Here is a 26,997-nt window from a genome sequence, read left to right on the forward strand (position 1 = left end):
GACTTCCGCCGGCGTGTTGTCTGTAGTTCTGTTGGTTTGTTCAGTTTCCGTTTGATTTATTGCTGGCTGATGGTTGATAATCGCTGGAATAGTTCCGGCGTGGGCTGTTGGCTGGGGTATATGTTGCTCGACACGCTCCGGGCCGCTCGGCCAAGTCATACGGTCGAGCAACATATACCCCAGCCAACAGCAGTTTGATTCGAAAAACTTACGTTAGATGGATCAAACGTGATGTTGAACGGAAACGTAGGGGTGGGGAGCGGTATGTGTTGTGCGACCGTAAGACTTGGCCGAGCGGCCCGGAGCGTGTCGAACGACACATACCGCTCCCCACCCCGGTAGGGGCACCTACGTAACGGTGCTGCCCAGAAACTTATTGATAAAGCGACTCACTTGCCTTGCGCGATGCGTTTGCACTCGGCGGAGAAGTCCTGGTGCTGCTGGAGCAGGTCGACGGTCAGGGGCTTGGGGAAGGTCTTGGAACGCTTGGATGCGTTGGCCGGGGCCTTTTCGCCCACGTACAGCGGCGTCGGATACGTTTCGAGCAGTTCCTTGCGGCCCTGGTCGATGATCACCGCGGCCATCTGCTGCGCCTTCGGGTTCGTCGCACGGCCCTTGTCGAGCACCGCCACCGATTCGGTCAGCGAGTAGTTGCCCTCCTCGGGGTCGACGTAGTCGATCGGCAGGCCCTTCTTCTTGTCCGCGACGGCCTGGTGGCGCAGGCCGAAACCGATCGCCACCTCGCCCGAACGCACGGCCTTCAACGGTCCGGAGCCGGACTGTTCGAGGTGCGGGCCGGCGTTGCGGTAGATCGCGGTGAGGATCTGCTTGCCTTCCTCGCCGGTGCCGTACGCGTCCGCAATGGCCTGGATCATCAGCCAGCCGGTCGACGAGCCTTCCATGTCTGGCACGGAGATCAGTCCCGCGTACTTCGGGTCGGCAAGCTCCTTGAAGCTCTTCGGTGCGTCCACGCCGGCGGCCTCGAGCGCCTTCGTGTTGACGATGATCGCGCCTTCTTGAGCGGTGGTCGGGCGGCGGTAGTTCGGCGCCTTCGAATTCTCGGACGTGCCCAGCAGCTGGGACTTCACGTCGGTCAGCGGCGCGAACATGTGGTTGCGCTCCTGCGCCGAATCGACGTAGTAGGAGCTCATGGTGAGCATGTCGGCCTCGAGCGCCTTGCCCTCGGCAAGCATTTTGCCGCCAAGCTCCGAGGTGCCGAAGCTCTGGATGATGTACGGGTCCTTGAACCCGTTGTTGTCGAGCGCGTGCTGGAAGGCGACCACGGCCTCGTCATCGGCGTTCGTGTAGATCACGACTTGGCCGTTGGCGGAGGCGGTGGAGGTCGCGCCGAAGCCGAAGCCGACGAGCAGCACGGCGAGCACGGCTGACAGTCCCGCGGTGAACGCGTTGCGGGCGCGACGGTTGCCGCTGGTCGGCAGCGGGAAGTCCGGCGTGCCGTTCTCGGCGGCCTGCACTGCGGCCGTGAGCTTCGTGTCGGCGGCGACGGTGGAACGTGCGGCGGCGACCTGCGGCGTGCGCACGGTGGCGCGGGCCGCGGCGCGGGCGCGCTCGGCGGAACGGTCGCGCGTGGCGAACGCGATCACGCCCTTGACGACGAGGTTCGTCACGAGGATGAGCAGCGAGAGCACGAACACGTCGTCGAACTTGGCGATGTGCTGCAGCGCGGAGATCTTCGTGGTGATGACCTGCGTGCGCGCACCGGTCAGGAACACGACCGCGGAGATCGTGACCATCGCGTTGACGAAGTAGTAGCCGAACACCTGCAGGATGGTCGGCAGCGCGTTCGGCGTGACCACGCGCACGATCGTCTTGATCCAGTTGTCGCCCATGAGCTTGGCGGTGGTCTCCCAGCCGGCGTTCATCTTCGAGAGCGAATCCTTGATCATCTGGTACGGGGTCGCGAAGTAGTGGATGATGTTCGCGGCGATCAGAATCCAGAACGTGTTCTGCAGTCCGGAGCCGGAGAACGCGAACAGGAACGCGATGCCGAGCACCATGCCAGGCACGGTGTTGATGATCGCCGAGATCGCGTCGACCGAACGCTTCGCCCAGTTCGGCAGCTTGGAGCGCGACGTGACCAGACCGGCCGCGTATGCGAACAGGCAGCCGATGATCGCGGTCATCACGGCCACGTACAGCGAGTTCGTGAACACCTGCGTGAGCTCTCCGGATCGGTGAACATGTTCGCGATGTGCGCGAACGTCGGCGCCGTGTTGAACGGCCATTCGGAGACGAACGGGATGAGCAGGATCACCGCGAACACCGACAGGGTGCACACCAAAACCACCACGGAGGCGATGCCGCACGCCCAGTCGCGGCGCGGCCCCTTCGGCAGGTCGACCTGACTGATCTGCTTGTAGCGGATCGCGAAGCGTTCGAGCACGGTCATGAGGATGATCGAGATGATCGACGGGATGAGCATGAACACTGCGATCACGGCGCCACGGTTGAAGTTCGGGATGGAGCCGAGCATCTGGTTGAACAGCGTCATCGCGAGCACGTCGTATTCGCCGCCGACCGACGTCGGGATGCCGTAGTCGGTGAACGCGAGGAAGAACGACTGGATGAACGCGACGGCCATCGTGCCGATCAGCGGGCGCAGCACCGTGTTGAGGAACGTGGTCAGGGGCTTGTCGCCCATGATGTGCGAGACGATGATGAACTTCTTGTCGACGAACTGGAAGCTGTTGTTGATCAGCAGGAAGCAGGTCGGCAGCGTGTAGATCACATAGCCGAGCAGCAGGCCGTTGAACCCGTAGATGTCGAACAGCTGGTGGCCGCCGAGCAGCCGGGTGATCAGGCCCTGCTTGCCGAACGAGTAGATGATCGCGAAGCCGTACGTGATGGTCGGCAGCAGCATCGGCAGCTGGGCAAGCAGCCCGACCGCCTTCTTGAACCCGGCCGGCACGTTCGTGCAGTTGATCGTGTACGCGAGCAGGAACGCGAGCAGCACGGCCACGAGCGCGGAGACGGACGAGACGGCGAGCGAGTTGGTGATCGAACGCGTGAATTCGGGGCGGGAGAGCACGGCCGCGTAGTTGGCGAGCGTCGCGGAACCGTCCGCCGTGGTGAACGACTTGACGATGACGAGCACCATCGGCACGACGAGGAACGCGGCGAACGCGACGGCCACGATGACCAGCAGCGTCCATAGTTCGGTCTGCTTCGGGGCGCGCGGACGGCGTTCGTAGTTGACGATTTCGGGGCGGATGTTGGGCAGCTGGTTGGCCGCCTGGATCGATTCGGCGGACATGTCAGGCCTCCTGCGCACGTGTCTCGGTGGAAGCCGCGGCGGCGGGCTGCTCGGCTTGCGCGTGCGAGTCGCCCTCGTTGAACAGCGTGTAGATGTTGTTGCGCTTGACCTCGAGCTGGTGCAGGATGAACTTGCGCACGAAGTCGGACGCGGGATGCTCGATGATGTTCTCCGGCGTGTCGTACTGCGCGATCTTGCCGTGGTTGATGATGAGCACGCGGTCGCTCATCGTGCACGCCTCCTCCGGGTCGTGCGTGACCATGATCGTCGTGAGCTTGTACTGTTCGACGATCTGCTTAATCTTCGCCTTGATCGATTCCTTGATCACGCCGTCCAATGCGGACAGCGGCTCGTCGAGCAGCAGCAGCTTCGGCTTCATCACCAGCGTGCGGGCGAGCGCGACGCGCTGCTTCTGACCGCCCGACAGTTCGTCGATGCGCTTGTTCAGATGCTCCTCGAGTCCGAGCAGCGAGATCAGCTCCTTGATCTCCTCCTCGGATGAGATGCCAGGGTTGTTGCGCAGACCGTACGTGATGTTCTCGTAGGCGGTGAGGTTCGGGAACAGCGCGTAGTCCTGGAACACGATGTTGAACCCGCGCTTCTCCATCGGCACCTGGGTCAGGTCCTCGCCGTTGTAGATGATCTGGCCACTGGTCGGATCGGTGATGCCGAGGATGATGTTGAGCAGCGTGGTCTTGCCGCCGCCGGAGGGGCCGAGGATCGACATGATCTGGCCGTCGCCCAGCGTCAGGCTGATGCCGTTGAGGACGTGGGTGTCCCCGAAGCTTTTGGTGATGTTGTTCAGTTCGAGCATATTTCTCAACTTGCCTTCCGGCAGACTGCTCGTGGCGGCCTGCGCGCTATCGATGCCGGCCGAATGCCTGCATCCCCGTTCGGTATTCAGTTATGTGCGACCGAACTTCATGCCGCAGTTTCCATAGTCGGGCACGAATCGGCCGTGCAAGGCCAGTTGAGGGGAAAGCTCAATAAAAGAATGGTGAACAATGAGTAAAACTACGCCACGACGCTGTAGTTTCGTAGTTTTGCGAATAGAGGGGACTCGTTATGGACGGCGGACACGTCGGAAACAAACCGCGACGCAGCGTCGCCCTGCAAGGTAAGGCGTGATAAAGATGCGGTCTCAGTCGTGGTATGCGCGATCCGCGATGATCTTGCCGGACCGGTCCAGTTCGGTGGAGAACCGGCCGTAATCGCTCAGTATCACGCCCATATACAGCATGTCGACGATCGCCGTGTGCGCCACGCGCGAGAAGATCGCGTTGCCGTAGATCGTATGCTCGCCGCGGCCCGCATACAGGCACACGTCCGCCCAGCTGGCCAGGGGAGTGCCGGATGCGTTGGTGACCGCGATCGTATGCGCGCCCTGCGATTTCGCCAGCCGCAGCGCCTTCACCGTGTCCGACGACGAGCCGGAATACGAGAACGCGATCGCGATGTCCGTCGATTCGAGATGCCCGGCGCCGATCTGCTGCATATAGGCGTCGGTGTTCAGCCTCGCCTTCAGGCCGAGATAGCCGAGCTTGGTGAACAGATCGGTGGCCGGAACCAGCGAGTTCTCCACGCCGTAGATGTCGATCAGCGAGGCTTCGGAGATCAGCGACACCGCCTTGCGGAACGCCGACTGATCCAGTGCCGACGCCAGATCGTCCAACAGCGTTTTCGCGCTGCTGACGGCCTTGAGCGGCACCGAATCCAGATCATCCCACGGGTTGAGGTCGAATCCCTCCAGCGGGTCGAAGGTCACGCGGCGTTCGGCCTCCGGGTGGCGCAGCACATACCGCAGTTCGCGGTAGCCGCCGAATCCGAGCTTGCGGGAGAACCGGATCACCGTCGGCTGGCTGACTCGGGTCACCTGCGCAAGCTGGCCGACGGTCAGCTCCGCGGCTTCGGCGATATGATCGCGAACATACTGTGCCACCGCCCGTTCCGCTGGACGCAGCGACGGATACACATGGTCGATGCGTTCGCGGATACCGACCGAAGACTGCATGAGCATCTCCTTCAAGCCTTGATCTGATTCGTGTCTCAGCATATGCGACGCGAGTGTATTCACGCTCGTGGAAAGTTAACGGCACGGTGAACACGCATTGAACACTTCAGTTTCCGCTGTGTCGGTATGCGCGCTCGTTCCGGAGTGGAATCGGCAGCGGCGATGGCGTACGGTCGCGCGATAATGGAGCGCATGGTGACGATAACGGTGGGCGCGCCGACGCATCCGGCCAGCGAACGGCTCTACGGCGTCTTCTTCGAGGACATCAACCACGGCGCGGACGGCGGTCTGAACGCGAACATGGTCGACAACTACAGTTTCGACGGTGTGTACCTGCGTCACGAATCGTTGCGGCTCAAAGGCGCCGACCGGTGGCGCACCGAGGCCGACCCGCTGCGCAACTGGCGGTTCGCCGGGCTGACCGCGACCAGCTGCGGCACCGAGATCCGCGGCGAGCACGGGCAGCGGGTCGCGACCGACTGCCCGGCCCCGCCGATCCACCGCAACAGCCGATACGCGCGGCTGACGATAGCGACGGACGCCGCGTCCGGTGACGCGCCGGCCGATGGCGGCTCCGCGGCATCGATCGAAAACCTCGGATACAACGGCGACGGCGACTATGCGGACTTCTGCGCGATGTCGATCGAGTCCGGGCACGCATACGATTTCTCCGCCTGCGTTCGGTCTGCCGACAGTAACGCGGCCGATGCCCCGATCTCGCTGCACGTCGTCGTGCTCGGAGCCGACGGGCATCCGCTCACCGACGACGTGCGGTTCGACATCGACCGGTTCGCCGGCGAGCCGCTGCGCGATGGTTGGATTCAGGTACGCCACCGGCTGGCCGGACTCGATTCCGGGTACGGCAAACTGCACATCGACGTGATCGGTAAGGCGGGGTCCGCGTTCGATCTTGATCTTGTTTCGCTGATGGACGCCGATTATTGGGGTGCGGGCGATCCGAAATGGCGGTACGGCCGGCTGCGGCGCGATCTGGTCGAGTCGATCGCCGCATTGCGCCCCTCGTTCGTGCGCTTTCCCGGCGGGTGCATCGTCGAAGGCGTGACCCCGGGCAACGAATACCGGTGGAAGGATACGGTCGGTGCCTTGCCCGCCCGGCGCCAACAGGCCAACATGTGGGCGTTCAAAACGCCCGACGGCTCCACATACTCGCAAAGCTACCAGCTCGGCTTCTACGAATACTTCTGCCTGTGCGAGGATCTCGGCGCCAAGCCTCTGCCGACACTGTTCGCCGGCATCACCTGCCAGTCGCCGTACCGCGATCCCAAGCATGTCGACACCGACTCCGACTGGTTCCGCAGCGTCGTCGTGCAGGACTATCTCGACCTCATCGACTTCGCCAACGGCGATCCCGCCGACAGCGTTTGGGCCGCCGTGCGACGCGACATGGGCCATCCCGAACCGTTCGGACTCGACATGATCGGCGTGGGCAACGAGAACTTCGGCACGGACTACGTCGAGAAATTCGATGCGATCAGCCGTGCCATCCACGCCAAGGACCCGCACATGCTGTGCGTGATGAGCGCCGGCCTGTTCCCGTTCCGGCTGCCGATGCGCCGCACATGGAACCATGCGCACGAGGTCGCGGCCGGTCAGGTACCCGGCGTGGAGGCGACGCCGGCCAATGCCGGCAGTGACGGCGACGAACCCGGTTTCGGCTCGCCGTCCATCCTCGTGGACGAACACGCGTACCACTCGCCGGAATGGTTCATCTCCCAAGCCCGCCGCTTCGACGACTACCGGCGCGACGGCACCGGCGTGTACTTCGGCGAATACTCGGCCAACGGCTACTTCGCCGCCCAGCCGCAGGACTACGACCATGCCAGCCAATGGCGTTCGGCGCTCGCCGAAGCCGCGTTCCTCACCGGATGCGAACGTAACAGCGACATCGTCAAAATGACATCGTACGCACCGCTGCTCTCGCACGTCACCGGCCACGGCTGGGAGCAGAACCTCATCGAATTCAACCCCGCGCACGTCCAGCCGAGCGTCAACTACGAGGCGGAACGGCTGTTCTCCACGAACTACGGTCCGATGATCTGCGGCTGTCACAGCGACGAGGACGCAGACGATCTGTTCTTCTGCGCGACCGGCGACGATCCCGATATCGATCCTGCCGTCGATCCCGCTTTCGCGGAAATGCAAACCGGTGACAACGATCGCTCCGGCAATCGTGCGCAACGGTTCATCAAACTCGTCAACACAGGGGAGCGGCGCATCTCGCTGACCCTGAACGTCACCATGCCGGTGACGGGCGTCGATGCCGGGACGTTGCGCTCGCTGCACGTCGAAACGCTAGCCGCGGACCCGCACGAACGCAACACGATCGACTATGCCGGCTCCGGGCATGACTGCGTCAGCCGGTCGGTGCGTGACTCGGTGCTGCCGGCGGACGCGAGCGGACCGGTGCGCGTCGCGCTCGCCCTGCCGCCGTACAGCATCACGCTGGTGCGGCTTTCCTAAGCGGTTCCGACCGGCGAAAAACTTGGGGGCGGTCGGAACCGCAGAACTAGGGGCCGTAAGGCTGAGCGGTTGTTTTCGTTGGAATCGGTCGGAAAACAACACGGCGAAACTACGTACTTGGGCCGGCGCTTCGATAAAATCGCTGAAGTTAACGAACGGTGAACTTCGGAGGAACAATGCGTCGCTGGGCCATCGAGCTGCTCAAAAGCGAAACGATCCTGATCGTCGCCACGGTGCTCGCGATCATCTCCTGCTTCATCGTTCCGCCGGACGCCGACTACAAGGATTACGTGCACATGAGCACGATCAGCCAGCTGGTGTGCCTCATGCTCGTGGTGTGCGGCTTCCAACGCATCGGCGTGTTCCGCATCATCGGCTCGCGGCTGCTGCACCACGTCGGCACCGCGCGAGGCCTGGTGATCACGCTCATCTCGCTCACGTTCTTCTCGGCGATGCTCATCACCAACGACGTGGCGCTCGTCACGTTCATCCCGTTCGCGATCTCCGTGCTCATCATGGCCGACATGGAGGAGTACGCCGTGCTCGTCGGCACGCTCATGACCATCGGCGCGAACGTGGGCAGCATGCTCACGCCGATCGGCAACGCGCACAACCTGTACTTAAAAGCGCTCACCGGCATGCCCGCGATGGAGATGATCGGCATCATGGCGCCGTATTCGGCCACCGCCGCGGTGATGCTCGTCATCATCTCGTGCATCGTGTTCGGCAAGAAGCCCGTTTCGGAATTCCGTTCGCTCGACGGCGCCGGCATCGAACAGGGCGTGCTCGCCCCGTCGAGCGAAGGCCACCAGCCCGACGAGATCCGCATCACCGGCTACGGCGCGGGCTACGGCGGCTGGCGCACCGTCGTCTACACGCTGCTGTTCGTCGTCTGTCTGCTCGCGGTGAGCGACTTCATCCCGCTGTGGGCCATGTGCGTGATCGTGTTCGCCGCGTTCCTCGTATGCGACCGCAAGGTCTTCAAGAACGTCGACTGGGGTCTGCCGCTCACGTTCACCATGTTCTTCATCTTCATCGGCAATATGAAGCGTGTGCCGGAATTCTACGAACTGGCCGCCTCGCTCGTCAACATCCGCCCGCTCGAGGTCGCGGTCGGCTCCAGCCAGCTCATCAGCAACGTGCCGACCACGCTGCTGCTGTCCGGCTTCACCGAACAGTGGCGCCCGCTCATCATCGGCACGAACCTCGGCGGCATGGGCACGCTCATCGCCTCCATGGCCTCGCTCATCGGCTACAAGAACGTCGTGCGCAAATACCCGCACCAGAAGGGCCGGTATCTGGCCGTTTACTCGGCTGTCAACGTGCTGTTCCTCATCGTGCTCGTCGGGCTTTCCTGGATCATCGAGCCGTGACATTGTCGCGAGTGCCCCGCCGTTAGTCGCACGAATGTCACGGGAAACTGTCCGTTTGCGTGATGTTGTCGCGATGATTTCGCCGGTACTCGCACGAATGTCACGGAAACGATGCGGTTGGCGTGGTGTTTGGGCGATGATGCCGGTGGGAGGGTGGCCATTCGTATGATGCTTCCGGGCGTGGCCTGATCGTCGCGGAACTATCATGAATGCACTATGGAACACGGGTGTTCCGGTCTGTCGCGAAGGAGCATCGCCATGGAAAAGACACCGCAGAAGAAGCGCCGCGAACGCATCGCGCATATCGTCGCCGGCACGGTCGGCGCGCTGATCTCCGTCGGACTGCTGCTGTATTACGTGCCGTGGCCGCAACGCATCCGCATCGACGGCGACGCGTACCGGGCCGACAAGAACGCCGGCTCCGATACCTCGTACACGATATCGCTGGACGCGACCCGGCTGCACTATCTGTTTCGGAAGGATCGCCTGGCCGGACACGTCACCATCAGGCCGGCCGGAGGCGGGGAGACGGTGATCGACCATGACCTCGACCGTTCGTTGTGGCACATCACGGACGCGACCCAGCCCGGCACCAAGGACACGGTCTCGTATTTCAGCGGGTTCTGGGTCGACTACACCGACTCCGGTCCCGACATGACGCAGGTGAGCGGCCTGCTGTCGGCCGACCGGACCTTGCTGCTGATCGAGGTCAACAGTGACCAAGACCGAGGCGTCTACATCGCGCCGGCCTCCGACGAACAGTCCGCCGAGAAGATCAAAGCCGAACTCGGCAAGGTCTTCGACATAGACGGCTGGATCGACCGGCAATAGGTCCGTTTTCGGGTTGCGTGGTATTCCGGACACTCTCCCAAAGCCACTTGGATTCATGATGTAAGCGTGATATTCGTGCGAGAACTTCGCCGGTACTATCCAAAACATCACGCTAAGATGCCTGATTTCCGTGACATTGTTGCGAGTGTCTTGCCGTTAATAGCCCAAATATCACGCTCAGGGGACTGTTGCGTGATGTTCTGGCGATTATGCCGAGAAAGTCACTCGAATATCACGGTTTGGACTGTTCAGCGGAGCAGCATGGAGATGAGAGTGCTCTTGCGCTTGGTGTAGGGCGGATAGATGGTGGCGAGCGTGTCGGGGAGCGTTGGCTTGGCGACGACGGTCTTGATGTGACTGAATTCGAGGAAACCGGCATGGCCGTGGTATGCGCCCATGCCCGACGCGCCGACGCCGCCGAACGGGAGCCGGCTGGACATCAAATGCCCAAGCGGCAGGTTGAAGCCGAGCGCGCCCGAACTCGTCTCACGCTCGAACAGCCGGCGTACACAGGCACGGTGCGAGAACACGTAGCAGGCCAACGGTTTCGGCCTCGCATTGATGAACGCGACCGCCGAGGCCGTGTCCGCGACCTCCAGAATCGGCAGGATCGGGCCGAAGATCTCCTCCTGCATCACCGGTGCATCCGGCGAGACATGCGTGAGCACGGTCGGCGCGATATGACGGCTCGCCCGGTCGCCGTACCCGCCACAGACGATATGAGCGGCGGAGGAAGGGGCAGCCGGGTTCGGCATGAGCGACATCAGCCGGTCGTAATGCCGCTCGTTGATGATCTGTGCATAGCTCGACGACCATTCGTGTGTCTTGTGCATGCCGTCATGGCCGTTGCGATCATCCGGTTGACGACCGTTTTCTGTTGCGATGCTGCCTGATGTGATGGGCGTTTGCCTCCGGCCATTCCGATCGATGCCTGTGCTTGGGACGCTGCCGGACATGACGACATCACGCCGTCCGCCGGTCATGCCGAACATCCGATATGCCGCCTTTGCGATACGCTGCGCAAGGTCATTGGCGATATCCGGCGTCGCCAACACGTAATCGGGCGCGACGCACGTCTGTCCGGCGTTGACGAACCGGCCCCACGCGATGCGCTGCGCGGCCGTATCCAGGTCGGCTGTGCCGTCCACGAACACCGGCGACTTGCCGCCCAGTTCCAACGTGACCGGTGTCAGCTGCCTCGCCGCGGCCTCCATCACGATCCGGCCGACCCGACCGCCGCCCGTATAGAAAATATGGTCGAACGGCTGCCTGAGCAGCTCGCCGGTCTCCCGTGCGCCACCTTGCACCACGGCGAACGCGCGACGGTCAAGATACCGGTCGATCAACGTCGCCAGCACGCGACTCGTCTTCGGTGAGAGTTCCGACGGCTTCAGACACACGCAGTCACCGGCCGCGATCGCATCGACCATCGGCTCCAACGACAGCAGAATCGGATAATTCCACGGTGAGATCACCAACGCCACGCCCTTCGGCTCCGCCACCGTCCAACCGGCCGCCGGCTGCAACAGCCAGTGCATCGGCTTCGGCTTGCGGGCCGCCCAACGAGCCAGACGGGGACGCGCGAACCGAATCTCCTCCAACACCAGATTGATCTCCATGAGCATCGTTTCGGTCACGGGCTTGCCGAAATCGTCATGTACCGCACGTGCCAGCCGCACACCCTGCTCTCGCAACATCCGCTCCATCGCATCCAACTGCGCCCGTCGCCACCGCAACGGTCGCGTCACGCCGTTGCGGAATGTTGCGTGCAGACGCTCGACTGTCTGATGTATCGTGTCGGAATCGCTCATGTCCCCGTTATACCAGTTCTGTTGGCGGGGCGAGGGATTGCGTTGCGGCCCATCGACGCATCTCGCGGCCTGTATTTGCGAGTTGTAGGGCCTTGTTCGGTCTAACTGGTCTGCTGCGGTTATTCGCCGGGCGTTGGGAGACGTGAACGAATGGCGGAATTTCAACGATTTCGTATAGCATTGGTGTAATCGCCATCGGCCGTTCTCCTAAAGCGAGGCCCTACAACTCGCAGATATGGTTCTGGCGTGGTTTCTTCGATGACTATTGGATGCGGCTGAATGTGCGGTCATCCGTATGTTGTTGACGCGCGATGCTATGATAGCTCGCGAAAAAAGCCGCGGAACACGTCATGCAACGGTTCACAAGACCATGGCGCACGGGCCGCGACGGCGCTCGCCGAACCATCATCAATGGGCGACGAACGGAACATGTGGTAACACCGGGTTCGGCGAGACGATGCAACACAACGTCCTTGCGAGCATGCCGGTGGCCAAATCGAACGCAACGAATCAATCGCAAGGAACAACTATGCGTTATACGGTAATCGGCGCGGGCGCGATGGGCCTGCGCTACGGCATCCTGCTGCAGGAACACACGGACGCGCACGTCGACTTCATCGACGCGTGGACGCCGCACATCGACAAGATCCGCGAACAGGGCGGCGTGTACGTCAGCCGCGACCACGAAAACCGCCGTCTCATCCCGATCAACCTGTACACGCCGGAGGAATACGATGGCGACCCGGACGTGTGGATCATCTTCATGAAGCAGATGCAGCTTGAGGAGATGCTGGGGCGCTGCGCCCACCTGTTCAAGGACCACCAGGTCGCGTTCAGCGCGATGAACGGCTGGGGCCATTTCGAGAAGATCGCCCAGTATTTCAGCGAGGATCGCATCTACGGCGGAACCGCGCTCGTCGCGACCGTGTTGAACGGCCCGGGCGACGTGGACTTCATCGGCAAGTCCGGCGCCGGCACCATGCACATGTGCGCCATGACCAACGAGGTCACCGACATCGAGAAGGCGATCTTCGCGGACTTCCAGAAGGCCAACCTCAACCCGGAGATCTCCGACGACTTCAAGGGCATGTGCATGGCCAAGATCGTGTTCAACTCCGTCGTGAACACGCTGTGCACCATGTACCAGATCACGATGGGCCAGTTCATCAGCTACCCGGGCGCCCGCGACATGGCCATGCAGCTGATCAACGAGGCATACGACGCGTGCGAGCGCGCCGGCATCAAGCTCATCAACACGCGCGCCGAGGAACTCGAATCGGTCGACTACGTGAGCCGCACCGGCAACCCCTTGCACTATCCGTCGATGTACCAAGACATGAGCCGCGGCCGCAAGACTGAGGTCGACTACATCAACGGCTACATCGCCAAGATCGGCCGTGAGCACGACTACGTGTGCCGCACGCACGAGTTCCTCACTCATGGCGTGCACCTTGCGGAGCTTGCGTTCCAGTACCATCACCAGAACGACGCCAAGTGATGTTGCGATCGGCATGGTCTTTCGGATGCCGCCGGTTCGACATCCGAAAGACCATGCGGCGCATGTGCGTGATTGCCTGCAGCGTCTTCTCCAGTGCGAAACCGGACGCGTCAACCGTGGACAGGTGCGGTGCTTCCACTGAGAATCAAGTAGCAAGAAGCCGCTAGGGGAGCGGAATGCAATACTGGAGAATGCGGCAATGGCGCAGAACTCTTTACGCATGTGCCAGTCAGTGAGCCGACGCCGGCAGAGCGGCGTCACTCCAAGTGGATGATCCCCGTGATCACCGCGGTAGGTTATAGGCCCTAATGTTGACTGGAAACCGATACGGCAAAGCCCTTGGAAACCTGAAAGGCCAGTGTTTCCAAGGGCTTTCTCGTGACCCCGGCCGGGCTCGAACCGGCGACCCTGAGTCATGGCCCGTTCTTCATTGGGATGAAACGGCGCTTCTCAAGAGGTCAGGAATCGTTGGAATTCCAAGGACTATCACATACGACGGAATATGATGCATTCAGTACGAAATGGTATTCCAGGTCTTTCATGTTGACTGAATGTTGACTGGCCCGGCTGTCTCCAGCTTAATTACCGAAGAGTGAAGAAAGGGTCCATGGCATCAGCCGCGGACCCCGGGAAGGCGCTCAGCTCAGGTTACTTCCTGTTGTTTCGCCAGTCGATGGCCGCCGCGTAGGCGAGGATGGCCACGTAGGTCACCCATGCCATCGTCGGCGAGATCTGCCCGGCCAGAGCGACGGTGGACGCCGCCGCGATCGTCGGGAACATTCTGGAACCATCGCATGGCTCCTTCTTGTTGGATACCATGAGGAATCCCTTTCTGACTGTGTTGTTATGGGACGGCTCGCGCCGCCGCTTCCTCATGCGCCCGTTTCACTTGGCGCAAAGGGGAAGCTGTGACCATCCTACGGGATGTCACTCACTTGCGCGAGAGGCGTTCGGGTCCGTATAATCGTTGTGGTGGCTGAAGCCGTTTCACCCGCGAGGCAAACAATTTATGGTGGCCAACATAGACTTTCGCCGAGCGGTCGCAGACGCCACTTGGGGTGCTGACTGCCCCTGTTATGGATGTTGAGGGCTGGTATCGCAAGACGCCAGCCCTCTTCTCGTTCAAAGCCAAGGGAGACGATGGGTTACTGGCCGACGGATCGCAGCGGGCCACGTACCGGCATGCTGGTATACTACCCTTCGTTTGGCCCCGTAGCTCAGCTGGATAGAGCATGTGACTTCTAATCTCAGGGTCGCCGGTTCGAGCCCGGCCGGGGTCACGAGAAAGCCCTTGGAAACACTGGCCTTTCAGGTTTCCAAGGGCTTTGCTGTATCGAGTTCCAGTCAACATGAGTCAACATGAATGAATTTGCTTCGTTGCTGGCTGGAGCCACAATCTATATGCGATAGGTGATGGGTGCTCTCTGGAATGAGAGAGCACCCATCACGGGTGAGATCACTCCTCGGTGGACACCCAGCCGGCGGCGTGGCGGGCGTAGCGCTTGCGCATAAGCACGCAGCCGGTGCCGGATACGGCGAGGATCGCGGCCAGCGTGGTCACGGTGGCGGATTCCACGCCGGTGTTCGACAGAGTCTTGCCGGACTGGTTGGTCTGAGAAGACGTCTGCTTCTTGGCCTCGGCTTCCTTCTTGGCGGCGGCTTCGGCCTTCTTCTTGGCCTCTTCCGCGGCCTTCTTTTCGGCTTCCGCCTTCTTTGCCGCCTCTTCGGCCTCCTGCTTCTTCTTAGCTTCCTCCTCGGCCTTCTTCTGTGCCTCGGCTTCGGCCTTCCTGACGGCTTCAAGCTCGGCGTCTGCGGCTTCCTTATCGGCCAGCTTTGCATCGTAGTCGCTCTTGGCGGCCTCGTATGCGGCATCCGCCTCGTCCTTTGCCTTGGCGGCGGTGGCCAACGTGGCCTTGGCCGCATCAAAAGCCTTGTTCGCGGCTTCGAGATCGGCCGGAGCGTTCTGATACTTGGCGATCGTCGCGTTCGCATCAGCCAGCTCGGATTGCGCGGTCTTCTTGGCGGCGGAGGCCTGATCGATGGTCTTCTGGGCTGCGGCGATGGCGGCATCCGCGTCGGCGATCTTCTTGTTCAGCTCGTCGACGGTCTTCTGCGCGGCATCAGCGGCCGCCACGGCCTTCTCCTTATCAGCCTCGGCTGCGGTCTTGGCGACCTGTGCGGTTTCGATGTCCTTGGCTGCTGCGGCGGCATCCGCGTCAGCCTTGGCGATCTGCGCTTCGGCGGCGGCCTTCGTGGCTGCCGCGTCCTTGGCATCCTGCTCGGACTTCGCGATCGCCTGATCGGCGGCCGTGACCTTGCCCTTCGCTGTATCCACGGCAGCCTGTGCGTCGGCGGCCGAGGCAGTCGCCTCGTCCAGTGCCTTTTGCGCGGCGGCAGTGGCCTTCTGCGCGGCAACATAAGCAGCCGTTTTCTCGGCCTGATCGGCCTTGGCCTTCTTCAAGGCCTCGGCCTTATCGCCCTGCGCGGCAACCGCATCGTCGTACGCCTTCTGCGCGGCCGCAACGGCTGCGGCCTTGTCGTCGGCCGTCTTCTGCGCGACGGTCACCGCATCCACGGCCTGCTGCGCGGCCGTCTTGTCGGCGGCAAGCTGATCGGACGCGGTCTTCACGGCTGCGGCTGCGGCATCGGCTGCGGCCTGCGCGTCCTTGTACGTCTGATCGGCGTTCTCCAGTGAGGACTTGTAGGCGGTGAGGTCGGCGAGGTAATCTTCCGCGCTCATGATTCGGCCAGTGCCCAGAAGAGCACCTCCAGTAACGCCTACAGTACCGTTATTCCACAGGAATTCCTGTCCCCAGACGTTAGGATATAGTGTGCCGGTCTGGCTCACTCCAAATCCAGTGATAGTCCATCCATCATCGATGATGTTGAGATAGTGTCCAGTCTGACATACTAAGCTTGTGCCGAAATTTGACGGATACGGGCAGCCCGTAGCAGTAGGGTCGCCTTCTGACCATTCTCCGCGTTGCAGAGCTTCGTAGTTGGCCTTTTCCTCTGTGTACCAACCATTGAATGGATCAGTGCTCGCGAAGCCCCATGCCAGGTTCTCTCCGGTCTTGAACTGCTGCGGATGCCCGATGTTCCCATTCGCGTAGTCCGTGTCGGCCATACCGATCGCCATGAGAGTGTCCGACACTTGCAATGCGGTCTTGTTCTCGCTAATGCGTAGGCTATTCGCCTTCTGAATGCCCTTGATCGCCGCGATCATGTTGTCCAGCGTGGTGGCGTCTCCGTCCGCGCCGTTATGCACATAGTCGAGATACTTGGTCACGCTCTTATCGGTCAGCACCTTGTACGCGTCATCCTGACCCTTGTCCTTGAAGTACGCGATCGCGCCCTGGCTCAGCTTCGTCGTCGCCTCGTCGGCGGCGGTCTTCGCCGCGTCCGCCTTGGCCTGCGCGTCCTTTGCGGCCTGCTGCTTGGCGGCCAGATCGGCCTCATCTGCGGTGACCTTCTGATCGGCCGCGTCCTTCGCGTCCTTCGCGGCCTTGAGCGCCGCGTCGGCCGTGGCCTGTGCGGCCTTGGCATCGTTCAACGCCTGCTCCAGCTTGGTCAGGTCCAGCGTGTCGTTCTCCAGATCCTTGACGAGCTGGTCGGCCTTGTCCTTCGCATCCTTGGCGTTGGCTTCAGCCTTCTTCGTATCCGCCAGCTTCGCCTTGGCGGCAGTCACCGCCTCATCGGCTGCGGTCTTGGCCTCCTTTGCGGTCTTCAGAGCTACCTCGGCGACAGTCTTATCCGCTTCGGCCGCCGCCTTATCAGCAACGGCCTGCTTCGCAGCCTTCTCCGCATTCTCCTTGGAGGTCTGCGCTGCAGCCTTGCTCGCGGCCGCATCCTTTGCCGTAGCCTGAGCCTTGGCGATGGTCGCATCCGCCGCATCGATCTTCGTCTGCGCGTCCGCAGCGGCTTCGTCGGCGGTGTTCTTATCGGACTGCGCGTCCTTGAGCGTGGCCTCCGCATCGGCCTTGTCCGTCTCCGCTGCCTCCTTCGCGGCAGTGGCATCTGCGATCGTCTCGCCAGCCGCATCGATCTTGGCCTGAGCCTCGTCAGCCGCGTTCTTCGCCTCGGCGATCGCGACTTCCGCGTCGGCCACGTCCTGCTCTGCGGTCTTCACCGCCGCCTCGGCCTGATCGACCGACTTCTGCGCCGCATCCGCCGCATCAGAAGCCGTCTTCTGCGCACTCGTCGCCTCATCCAACTTGCCTTGAGCGGCCTTGAGCGCCGCATCCGCCGCATCGGCTTTGGCCTGCGCCTCGGTCACGCTCGTCGGTTTGGCGGCCGAATCGGGAGCCGGTTTGGTATCGGGCACGGACTGCACGTCGTTGCGTTCCGTTCCTACGGTCTGATCCGGCACCACAGCCGTATCGTTGGCCAGAGCGACCTGCGGTGCGGCCAACGTTGCGGCCGCCACAGTTGCGGCGATCATCATGCTGTTTGTTTTGGCGGACATATCTGCTGCCTTTCTTCCCTTGCCTTCATATCTTGCCGGCGGCTATCCGTCGGCGTTTGCCATCGGCACTGATGTACCCCATGACTCTACCCCCTATAACCGGACAGTTTCAAGCCGGCCAATCATCCTTGAGATGGATTGCCGGCGGTATTGCCGTGGTCCAGACTGCTATGAGAGGATAGAGAGCCGTACACCCCGAGTCGGTATGATCAGGAAGGGACATGTCAATGACGATATTCGAAGGTGGAATGCGCGCGAAACCGGCCGGGGAAGAGGCCTCGCAAGCCAAACAGTCCCGTCCGATGATCGAGGTCAAGAACCTGCGCAAGGAGTATCCGGTCGTCGACGAGACGGTCGTCGCCCTCGAACGCATCAATCTCGCCATTCCGCGCGGTCAGATCTGCTGCATCTACGGCGAGTCCGGCTCCGGCAAATCCACGCTGCTCAACCAGCTTGCCGGCATGGAGAAGCCGACCCGCGGCGGTGTGCGCATCGGCGGCGTGGTCGTCTCCCAGCTCGACGAACGCGAACTGGCCGCCTTCCGGCAGAAGCATCTCGGCTTCGTCTTCCAGTCGTACAATCTGCTGCCGAATCTCAACGCGATCGAAAACGTGGCGATGCCGCTCATGTTCCGCGGCATGCCCAAAGACAAGCGTGAACGGATCGCCAGAGGCATCCTCAAACGGGTAGGCCTGGGCAAACGCATGACCCACTATCCGACGCAGATGTCCGGCGGTCAGCAGCAGCGCGTCGGCATCGCGCGCGCGTTCGTCGCCCGGCCCGAGGTCGTGTTCGCCGACGAGCCGACCGGCAACCTCGACTCACGTACGAAAGTCGACGTGATGGAGATGATCGTCTCGTTCGCGCGCGACTTCAACCAGACGATCGTGCTCGTCACGCACGACGACAACATGGCGCAGTACGCGGACCGTATCGTCACGCTGCTCGACGGCCGGATCATCAGCGACCGGCTGACGCACTGAACGCGAATCACGTCAGGGCGAGCGCTCACGAAATACGAGTCGGATCGTTCGCAACGTACCGGTCCGGAGCACGAGATCGCTCGACTCGCTGCGCACGATCGGAATGACACGTTATCTGTCAGACAAAAGGAAAGGGAACCCATGACCACACGAGAGAAGAAGCATGGACTGATTGCGGCCGCCGTCGCGATGTTGGCTGGCCCCGCGATGCTGTTGGCCTGTGCGACTCCCGCCGCGTTCGCCACGGCGACGGCCGACACGACGGCCGGCAGCGGCACGTCCAGCAACAGCGCAGCCGGCACGGATTCGACCGCAACCGGTGACTCGCTGACCGACAGTTCGGCCGACAACGGCACCGCGAACGGTTCCGGCAGCGTCAATCATGCCGTGGACGGCTCCGGTGCGAACGGTTCCGGCACCGACTCCGACACGAACGGCAACGGCGGATCGACGACCCAGGCCGTCGCCGGACCGGTCCCGAACATCATCATCACCAATTTCAACTACGGCGACGGCACCGTCTCGGCCGGCAGCGACTTCAACCTCACGTTCACGTTCCAGAACATGGGCAAGGTCGCGGTCGACAACATGGTCGTCACCGTGGACGGCGGCGAAAGCTTCGCGATCGCCGGCGGCACCAACACGTTCTACTTCGACAAACTCGGCGCGGGCTACGCGATGACGCAGAGTCTGCCGATGCAGGCCGTCGCCAACGCGGCCTCCGGAGCGCAGGGCATCACCGTCAGCTTCAAATACGAATACGTGGACGGCGGCGCGCGCAGCTCCAACTCGTCCGACATCAAGATCTCCGTGCCGATTTCGCAGCCCGACCGTTTCGAATTGAACGATCCGGTCCTGCCCGAGGCGGCGACGGTCGGCTCCGAGACGACCATCACCATGAACTACGTGAACAAGGGCAAGGGCGACATCGCCAACGTCGAGGCCAGCATCGAAGGCGACGGTCTGCAGGTCACGAACGCCAAGCAGTACGTGGGCAACGTGACCTCCGGTTCGACCGGCTCGATCGGCTTCGCGTTCACGCCCACGCAGGCCGGCGACATCAACGCCAAGCTGCGCGTCACCTACGAGGATTCGGACGGCAAGACGCAGACCAAGGAATTCCCGGTCACGATCACGGCCGCCGACGCCGAACCCGCGATGCCGGACGACGGCACGGTCATGCCCGACGACAACACCGTCGACCAGCAGGGGATACCCGGCTGGGTGTGGGCCGTGGTTGCGGTGGTCGTGCTTGCCGCGGCGGTCGTGACGGTGGTGCTGGTTCGTCGCCGCAGGAAGAAGGCCAAGCAGGCGGACATCGACGAGGAATGGGACGATTGGACCGGCGTGGGCGGCACGAACGGTGCGGCCGGCAAGGGCGGTGAGCCGTCGACCGATACGATCGACGTGCCGGTCGTCGGTGCCGCCGGCAACGTCGCGACCTCCGGCGAGGGCCGCGCATGAGACTGTCCGATATCCTGCACCTGTGCAGCCAGAACCTGTGGCGGCGCAAGTCGCGCACGATACTGACCGTGCTCGGCGTGGTCGTCGGCTGCTGTTCGATCGTGACGATGGTCTCGCTCGGCGAAGGCATCAACGAGATCAACGAACAGTCGCTCAAACAGATGGGCGACCTGACCATCATCAACGTGTACCAGGGCGGCAACGACACCGGATTCGGCCAGACGGGCGATGCCAGTACCGGCAAGCTCGACGACAAGGCGATCGAATCGTTCAAGCAAATCGCCGGCGTGACCGGAGCCAGTGCACAGATGTCGCTCAACTATTCGATCACCATGACCGCCGACAACGGCCGGTACGTCGCCTCCTACGGCGACATCCAGGCCATCGACATGACCCAGCTCGAGAACATGGGCTACAAGCTCGCCGACGGCACGGCGCCGACCCGCGACGGCGAGGTGCTCGCCGGACAGTATCTCGCCTACCAGTTCGCCGACAAGTTCCGCCCCGAAGGCTCCAACATGCGCTCCCAACCGCAGGACATGGGCGACGGCACGTACATGGCGTGCGGCGTCAACGACTGCGAGCAGGTGCCCGCCGATCAGCTCGGCGACGACGCCAAGCCGTTCTTCGACCCGATGGCCACCGAGATCACGCTCACCATCCAGACCGGCGACTCGTCGGGCGGCGGTTCGAGCAGCTCCGGCGGCATGACGATGGACATGATGGGCGGCGTGTCGGGTTCCGTCGGCTCGGCCGGCGGTTCGGGCTCGGGCGGCGGTTCGACCGGCGCGAATGGCTCCGGCAACACGTTCAAGCTCAAGGCCACCGGCTTGCTCAAGGAGGACTGGAACAAAGGCAGCGCGACTTCGACCGGTATCCTCATGGACATCGCCCAGCTCAAGGCCATGATCGCCAAGGCCGACAAGTCCGCGGCGAAGACCGTCACCTACGAGCAGGCGCTCGTCAAGGTCGCCGACATCAAGCAGGTGGCCGACGTCGAACAGCAGATCAAGGATATGGGCTTCTCCACGTCGTCGTACGAGGAGATCCGCAAGCAGATGGAGGAGCAGTCGCGCGGCATCCAGCTCGTGCTTGGCGGCATCGGCGCGGTCTCGCTCTTGGTTGCGGCCATCGGCATCACCAATACGATGGTCATGTCGGTGAGCGAGCGCACGCGCGAGATCGGCATCATGAAGGCGCTCGGCTGCTACGTGCGCGACATCCGCATCATGTTCCTTGGCGAGGCGGGCTTCATCGGCCTGTTCGGCGGGGTGATCGGATGCCTGTTCAGCGCGGCCATATCGCTGGTGATCAACCTGGTGTCGTTGGGCGGGCCGAGCGGCGAGAATCTCGTGCATGCGATCATGGGCGGCGACGGGGTGACGCGCATCTCGGTGATCCCGTGGTGGCTGTTCGTGTTCGCGATCCTGTTCTCCACGCTGATCGGCCTGGTCTCCGGCTTCCAACCGGCCAACAAGGCCGTCAAAATCCCCGCGCTCGACGCCATCAAAAGCGACCAGTGAGCCGCGGTCCCGCCTTGTCGCAGTTCGGTCAAGATTCACGGGAATCCTGTCCTTTGCGTGATGTCTGGGCGAGTAGCAGGGTGATCCTATCCAAAACATCACGCCAGAACAGGCGTTTGCGTGATGTTTCGGATAGGAGCGGGGCAGTGGTATCCCGGATATCACGCAAAGACGGAGATTCGCGTGATGTTTGGGATAGAACCGGGGGAATCCTATCCACAACATCACGCAAGGATGAAGTTTGGCGTGATGTTTCGGATAGGAGCGGGGCAGTGGTATCCCGAATATCACGCAAACGCCGGTGATCGAGTGGCGGCATGGCATGATGGTGGATCGCGGCGCCCCCGATGCCCCGCTGTAGCCGGCTTTGCGTAGAGTGGAACGGTATTCAAGCCCACCCGTTTCGGAGGTTCTTATGGCAGACAGCAAGCCCGAAGTGGCAGTCATCATGGGATCGGCCAGCGACTGGGAGACGATGAAGCACGCGTGCGACATCCTCGACCAGTTCGCCGTGCCCTATCACAAGCAGGTCATCTCCGCCCACCGCACGCCCGAACTCATGGGCGAATTCGCGCACAACGCGCGCGGCAACGGCTTCAAGGTCATCATCGCCGGCGCCGGCGGCGCCGCCCACCTGCCGGGCATGGTCGCCGCGCAGACCACGCTGCCGGTCATCGGCGTGCCGGTGCGCTCGCATGCCCTCTCCGGCTGGGATTCGCTGCTGTCGATCGTGCAGATGCCCGGCGGCATCCCGGTCGCCACCACGGCCGTCGGCAACTCGGGCGCGACCAACGCCGGCCTGCTTGCGGTGCAGATCCTGTCCACCAACGACGAGCGTCTTGCGACCGCACTGCAGGAATACCGCGACTCCCTGAAGGAAAAGGTGGCTGAATCCAATGCCCAGCTTGTCTGAGGAAACGCACGGCGCGGTCAAGATGCTGCAGCCGGGCGCGACGATCGGCATCATCGGCGGCGGCCAGCTCGGCCGCATGATGGCCCTGAGCGCCAAGTACATGGGCTTTCGCATCGGGGTGCTCGACCCGACCCCGGACTGTCCGACCGCGCAGGTGGCCGACTTCCAGATCGTCGGCGAGTACGACGACAAGACCGCCATCCACGATCTGGCCGAAAAGTCCGACGTGCTCACCTACGAATTCGAGAACGTGGACGCCGAGGCGATCGACGAGGTGCGCCATCTCGTCGCCGCACCGCAGGGCACCGACCTGCTGCGCGTCACCCAGGACCGCGTGCACGAGAAGACGTTCATCAACGAACACGGCACCGAAACCGCGCCGTGGCGCGAGGTGAACAACTTCGAGGAGCTCGACGCGGCCATCGACGAACTGCACTACCCGTGCGTGCTCAAGACCCGTTCCGGCGGTTACGACGGCCACGGCCAGCACGTGCTGCGCAACGACTCTGACCTTGAGAAGATCCGCGCGCGCGGCGACCGCGGCGGCGGCTTCCCGCCGTCCATCTTGGAAGGCTTCGTGGATTTCGCGTTCGAGGCGTCCATCCTCGTGTCCGGCAACGGCGAGCAGTACGTCACGTTCCCGATCGTGCGCAACGACCACCGCAACAACATCCTGCACATGACGATCGCTCCGGCCGAAGTCAGCCCCGAAATCGCGCAGCAGGCGCACGAACTCGCGCTGCGACTCGCGAAGGGCTTCGAACTGGCCGGCACGCTCGCCATCGAGCTGTTCGTCACCAAGGACGACCGCGTGATCGTCAACGAGCTCGCGCCGCGCCCGCACAACTCCGGCCACTACACGATCGAGGCGTGCTCGATCGACCAGTTCGACGCGCACATCCGCGGCATCGCCGGCTGGCCGCTCATCCAGCCGAAGCTCCTGAGCCCCGCGGTGATGGTCAACGTGCTCGGCCAGCATGTGCTGCCGACCCGCGCGCTCATCGCCTCGCACCCCGAGTGGAACGTGCACGACTACGGCAAGGCACAGCTGCGCCATAACCGCAAGATGGGCCACATCACCGTGCTCACCGACGATACCGCCGCCACCGTGGCCGATCTCGAAGCCACCGGCTGCTGGGACGATCTGAAGTAGTCCGGTCGATCTGCGCATGAAAAAAGCTCCCCTCGGGGAGCTTTTTCGTTATCCGCGCAATCTGCGTGACTGATATCAGTCGCTTACTCGGCGTCGTTCAGCTTGGAACGCTTGCGGCTGTACGCGAAGTACACCACCAGACCGAGGCCGAACCAGACCGCGAACCGCAGCCACGTCTCCCAGTTGAGGCCCGCGATCAGGATCAGGCAGAACACGATCGCGCAGATCGGCGTGAACGGCACAAGCGGTGCACGGAAGCCGCGGTGCGCGTCCGGCTGCGTCTTGCGCATCCACAGGATACCGGCCGACACGATGATGAACGCCGACAACGTGCCGATGTTCACCAGCTCGAACAACACGTTGATGTTGATGAAACCGCCCGCCACCGCGGTCAGGATGCCGAAGAACCACGTGCCCTTGAACGGCGTGCGGTACTTCGGGTGCACCTCGCCGAAGAACTTCGGGAACAGGCCGTCGCGGCTCATCGCATAGCAGATGCGGGACTGGCCGTACAGCTGCACGAGCATCACGGTCGTCATGCCGATCAACGCGCCGAGGTTCACGATGAACGCGAGCCAGTTCATGCCGGTCGCGAGGATCACGCCGGCCACCGGCGCGTCGATGAACTTCGCGAACTCCTGGTACGGCACGATGCCGGTCATGATGAACGTCATGACGATGTACAGCACGGTCGACACGGCCAGCGACAGCAGGATGCCTCGCGGCAGCGTCTTGTTCGGCTCGACGGTCTCCTCGGCGGACGACGACACCGCGTCGAAGCCGATGAAGCTGAAGAACACGATCGACGCGGCCGGCACGATGCCGTACGGCTGGGTCGAGCCGGGCTGGAACGTGTACACGCCGTACGGGGAGAACGGCTTCCAATTGGCCGGGTTCACATACCAGACGGTGCACACGATGAACAGCACGATGATCGCGAGCTTGATCATCACCATGATATCGTTGGTCTTCTTCGTCTGGTTGATGCCGATCGACAGCACCCAGGTGATGAGCAGCACGATCACGAAGCCGGGCAGGTTGAAATACGTGGTGACGCCCGGTGTGGTGCCGTACGCGGCGGTCAGCTCGACCGGCAGATGCAGTCCGAAGTTTTCAAGGAACTTGTTGAAATATCCCGACCATCCGGCGGACACCGTGGCCGCCTGCAACGCGTACTCAAGAATCAGATCCCAGCCGATCACGAACGCGATCAGCTCGCCGAACGCCAGGTAGGAGTAGGAGTAGGCGGAACCGGAAACCGGGGCCATCGATGCGAATTCCGCATAGCACAGGCCGGCAAAACCGCAGCAGACCGCGGCCAGCAGGAACGATACGGACAGTGCCGGGCCGGCGGTCAGCGCGCCCTTGCCGGTCAGCACGAAGATGCCGGTGCCGATGATCGCGCCGATGCCGAGCATCGTCAGATCGAACGTGTGCATCGTACGCTTTAACGGAGTGGATTCAGCGACCAGCTGATCCACCGATTTCTTGCGAAAAAGATCCATGATGAGTCTTCTCTCAATACGGATTGGATATGGGCTGGACCGGACGGTTTTCCGGGACCCCGGCACGCCTCAACGCCGGGAATCAGAATGCTCGCGAGGTGCCTGATTGCTTGGATGAAGGCACTGCAAACGAGTGGTAGACAGTGTATGGCCGCGGCATGGACAACGCATGTGTTTCTGTGGGCTTTGTCTCGAGGAATGGGATGGCAGTGGTGATGTCGCGGTGCGGCGGTGGCGTGGCGAGATTCACGGTGACGTGATGATTTCGCGATGATGACGGCGCGATGAACCCATACGGCGATTCGTTGCCGATTCGTCATTGTGCCGAGACACAATAGGGCGTATGACTTTGAGCGCAGTAACGAATTGGCAGTTCTCATCCCCGGCCGGCGAGGCGAATTACGAGGCCGCGCGCCGGCGGTATCCGGCACAGGCGATCGTCGACCTCGCCGCATTGCGCGACAACATGCGGCATCTGGTCGACGTGGTCGGCGGACCGAACTCCGGCACCGCGGTGATGGGCGTGGTCAAGGCCGACGCGTACGGCCATGGTCTGCTGCCGACCGCGCTGGCCGCGTTGGCGGGCGGCGCGACCTGGCTCGGCACCGCGCAGTCCCACGAGGCGCTGCTGCTGCGCAAGCTCGGCATCGGCCCCGACCGCTGCCACATCCTCACATGGGTCTACAACGGCATGGAAGTGCCGTTCGACGAGCTGATTGCCAACGACATCGACGTGTCGGTTGGCTCCCTTCCGGGCATCGACGCGGTGGCCGCGGCCGCCCGCAAGCTCGGCAAGCCCGCCCGCGTGCACGTGAAGGTCGATTCCGGCTTCGGCCGCAACGGCTTCACCGAGGAATCGTTCGACGCGGCGCTGGCCAAGCTCGTGCCGCTCGCCAAGGAAGGCGTGATCCACGTCGTCGGCCAGTGGAGCCATCTCGCCGTGGCCGATTCGCCGGACGTGCCCGAATTCGTGGCCGCCACCGACCATCAGATCGAGAACTTCAAGGCGTTCACCGCGCGCATGGAGAAGGCCGGTATCGCCCCGGAAATCCGCCACTTGGCCAACACCGCCGCCACGCTCGACCGCCCGGAGATCCACTTCGAGCTCACCCGCCCGGGCATCGGCCTGTACGGCTACGAGCCGGACCCGGCGATGGGCACGCCGCGTGACTGGCATTTGAAGCCCGCCATGACCCTGCAGGCGCAGCTCGGCACCGTCAAGCATATCGACAAGGGCCACGGCATCTCCTACGGCCGCACCTACCTTACCCCTGACGACACGTCCACCGCGATCGTGCCGCTCGGCTACGCGGACGGCATCCACCGTTCCGCCTCCGGCTTCGACATGCAGGGCGCCAAGCATGTCGAGAAGCTCGGTGGCCCGGTGCGTGTCATGACCGCCGAAGGCCCGAAGCTGTACCGCGTCTCCGGCCGCGTGTGCATGGACCAGTTCATGATCGACCTGCACGGCTCGTGCGACGCGCTCGGCGTGCATGAAGGCGACACGGTCTGCCTGTTCGGACCGGGCCGCGGCGAGCAGTACGCCGAGCCGACCGCCGACGACTGGGCGCGCGCCGCCGACACCATCAGTTACGAGATCTTCACCTGCCTGCGCAACCGTATCCCGCGCCTGTACCTCAACGCCGCGGACGTGTTGCCGGCCGACGACCTCGCCAAGCTCGACCCCGCCTCGCTGCTGTAGCCGCGCGCCT

The 26,997-nt window shown here is 62.8% G+C and carries 18 protein-coding genes and 1 tRNA gene; 11 read left to right on the forward strand and 8 right to left on the reverse strand.

From position 1 onward, the window contains the following. Positions 1 to 389: 389 nt before the first annotated feature. The 4 genes from AC1A0G_RS01480 to AC1A0G_RS01495 all read right to left on the reverse strand — a co-directional run bounded on the left by AC1A0G_RS01480 (position 390) and on the right by AC1A0G_RS01495 (position 5,285). The gene (locus tag AC1A0G_RS01480; RefSeq protein ID WP_476526967.1) at positions 390 to 2,174 is read right to left on the reverse strand and encodes an extracellular solute-binding protein; all 1,785 of its coding nucleotides are present in this window, start codon (positions 2,172 to 2,174) and stop codon (positions 390 to 392) included. Further along, a complete protein-coding gene (locus AC1A0G_RS01485; protein WP_476526969.1) occupies positions 2,144 to 3,274 on the reverse strand; it encodes an ABC transporter permease family protein in 1,131 nt (376 codons plus the stop codon). The genes AC1A0G_RS01480 and AC1A0G_RS01485 overlap by 31 nt, the downstream gene beginning before the upstream one ends. A gap of 1 nt (position 3,275) precedes the next feature. Beyond that, positions 3,276 to 4,088, reverse strand: a complete 813-nt coding sequence (locus AC1A0G_RS01490) for an ABC transporter ATP-binding protein (protein WP_476526971.1) — start codon at positions 4,086 to 4,088, stop codon at positions 3,276 to 3,278. A 327-nt stretch (positions 4,089 to 4,415) separates the two neighbouring features. Next, positions 4,416 to 5,285 (reverse strand): MurR/RpiR family transcriptional regulator, encoded by an 870-nt coding sequence (locus tag AC1A0G_RS01495; RefSeq protein ID WP_476526973.1) that lies wholly within the window; start codon positions 5,283 to 5,285, stop codon positions 4,416 to 4,418. Between the two features lie 192 nt (positions 5,286 to 5,477). On the opposite strand from AC1A0G_RS01495, the gene AC1A0G_RS01500 reads away from it, so the two are divergent. From AC1A0G_RS01500 to AC1A0G_RS01510, 3 genes are all read left to right on the forward strand, one after another. Next, positions 5,478 to 7,766 carry an alpha-L-arabinofuranosidase C-terminal domain-containing protein gene (locus tag AC1A0G_RS01500; protein WP_476526974.1) on the forward strand — a complete coding sequence of 763 codons (2,289 nt, stop codon included), beginning with the start codon at positions 5,478 to 5,480 and terminating at the stop codon, positions 7,764 to 7,766. 176 nt (positions 7,767 to 7,942) lie between these two features. After that, positions 7,943 to 9,139 carry an SLC13 family permease gene (locus AC1A0G_RS01505; RefSeq protein WP_476526976.1) on the forward strand — a complete coding sequence of 399 codons (1,197 nt, stop codon included), beginning with the start codon at positions 7,943 to 7,945 and terminating at the stop codon, positions 9,137 to 9,139. 258 nt (positions 9,140 to 9,397) lie between these two features. Continuing rightward, a complete protein-coding gene (locus AC1A0G_RS01510) occupies positions 9,398 to 9,970 on the forward strand; it encodes a hypothetical protein (protein WP_476526977.1) in 573 nt (190 codons plus the stop codon). A 248-nt stretch (positions 9,971 to 10,218) separates the two neighbouring features. Here AC1A0G_RS01510 and AC1A0G_RS01515 read toward each other — a convergent pair whose 3' ends face one another. After that, complete coding sequence (locus tag AC1A0G_RS01515; protein WP_476526979.1) at positions 10,219 to 11,946, reverse strand: aldehyde dehydrogenase family protein; 1,728 nt, start codon at positions 11,944 to 11,946, stop codon at positions 10,219 to 10,221. Between the two features lie 364 nt (positions 11,947 to 12,310). Between AC1A0G_RS01515 and AC1A0G_RS01520 the strand changes: the two genes are divergently transcribed. Continuing rightward, on the forward strand, positions 12,311 to 13,279 hold the full coding sequence (locus AC1A0G_RS01520) for a ketopantoate reductase family protein (RefSeq protein WP_476526980.1): 969 nt from the start codon (positions 12,311 to 12,313) through the stop codon (positions 13,277 to 13,279). Between the two features lie 648 nt (positions 13,280 to 13,927). On the opposite strand, the gene AC1A0G_RS01525 is transcribed toward AC1A0G_RS01520, so the two are convergent. Then, a complete protein-coding gene (locus AC1A0G_RS01525) occupies positions 13,928 to 14,098 on the reverse strand; it encodes a hypothetical protein (protein WP_476526982.1) in 171 nt (56 codons plus the stop codon). Positions 14,099 to 14,485: 387 nt separating this feature from the next. Here AC1A0G_RS01525 and AC1A0G_RS01530 point away from each other — a divergent pair. Next, positions 14,486 to 14,559 (forward strand) — tRNA-Arg (locus AC1A0G_RS01530). A 176-nt stretch (positions 14,560 to 14,735) separates the two neighbouring features. Here the strand turns inward: AC1A0G_RS01530 and AC1A0G_RS01535 are convergent. Next, positions 14,736 to 17,744: a CAP domain-containing protein gene (locus AC1A0G_RS01535; protein WP_476526984.1), complete on the reverse strand. Its 3,009-nt coding sequence runs from the start codon at positions 17,742 to 17,744 to the stop codon at positions 14,736 to 14,738. Between the two features lie 302 nt (positions 17,745 to 18,046). On the opposite strand from AC1A0G_RS01535, the gene AC1A0G_RS01540 reads away from it, so the two are divergent. The 5 genes from AC1A0G_RS01540 to purK all read left to right on the forward strand — a co-directional run bounded on the left by AC1A0G_RS01540 (position 18,047) and on the right by purK (position 23,780). Then, a complete protein-coding gene (locus AC1A0G_RS01540; RefSeq protein WP_476527122.1) occupies positions 18,047 to 18,727 on the forward strand; it encodes an ABC transporter ATP-binding protein in 681 nt (226 codons plus the stop codon). A gap of 141 nt (positions 18,728 to 18,868) precedes the next feature. Continuing rightward, positions 18,869 to 20,191: a CARDB domain-containing protein gene (locus AC1A0G_RS01545; RefSeq protein ID WP_476526985.1), complete on the forward strand. Its 1,323-nt coding sequence runs from the start codon at positions 18,869 to 18,871 to the stop codon at positions 20,189 to 20,191. Beyond that, the gene (locus tag AC1A0G_RS01550) at positions 20,188 to 21,714 is read left to right on the forward strand and encodes an ABC transporter permease (protein ID WP_476526987.1); all 1,527 of its coding nucleotides are present in this window, start codon (positions 20,188 to 20,190) and stop codon (positions 21,712 to 21,714) included. The genes AC1A0G_RS01545 and AC1A0G_RS01550 overlap by 4 nt, the downstream gene beginning before the upstream one ends. A gap of 415 nt (positions 21,715 to 22,129) precedes the next feature. Then, entirely contained in the window at positions 22,130 to 22,627 is a 498-nt protein-coding gene (purE, locus tag AC1A0G_RS01555) for a 5-(carboxyamino)imidazole ribonucleotide mutase (RefSeq protein WP_476507031.1), read from the forward strand. Beyond that, entirely contained in the window at positions 22,611 to 23,780 is a 1,170-nt protein-coding gene (gene purK / locus AC1A0G_RS01560) for a 5-(carboxyamino)imidazole ribonucleotide synthase (RefSeq protein ID WP_163229102.1), read from the forward strand. Before purE ends, purK begins: the two co-directional genes overlap by 17 nt. An 83-nt stretch (positions 23,781 to 23,863) precedes the next feature. On the opposite strand, the gene AC1A0G_RS01565 is transcribed toward purK, so the two are convergent. After that, positions 23,864 to 25,285 carry an amino acid permease gene (locus AC1A0G_RS01565; protein ID WP_476526989.1) on the reverse strand — a complete coding sequence of 474 codons (1,422 nt, stop codon included), beginning with the start codon at positions 25,283 to 25,285 and terminating at the stop codon, positions 23,864 to 23,866. 343 nt (positions 25,286 to 25,628) lie between these two features. Here AC1A0G_RS01565 and alr point away from each other — a divergent pair, with 343 nt between their 5' ends. Then, positions 25,629 to 26,987 carry an alanine racemase gene (gene alr / locus AC1A0G_RS01570; protein WP_476526991.1) on the forward strand — a complete coding sequence of 453 codons (1,359 nt, stop codon included), beginning with the start codon at positions 25,629 to 25,631 and terminating at the stop codon, positions 26,985 to 26,987. The last annotated feature ends 10 nt before the right edge of the window (positions 26,988 to 26,997 follow it).

Source organism: Bifidobacterium sp. LH_230, assembly GCF_056357555.1.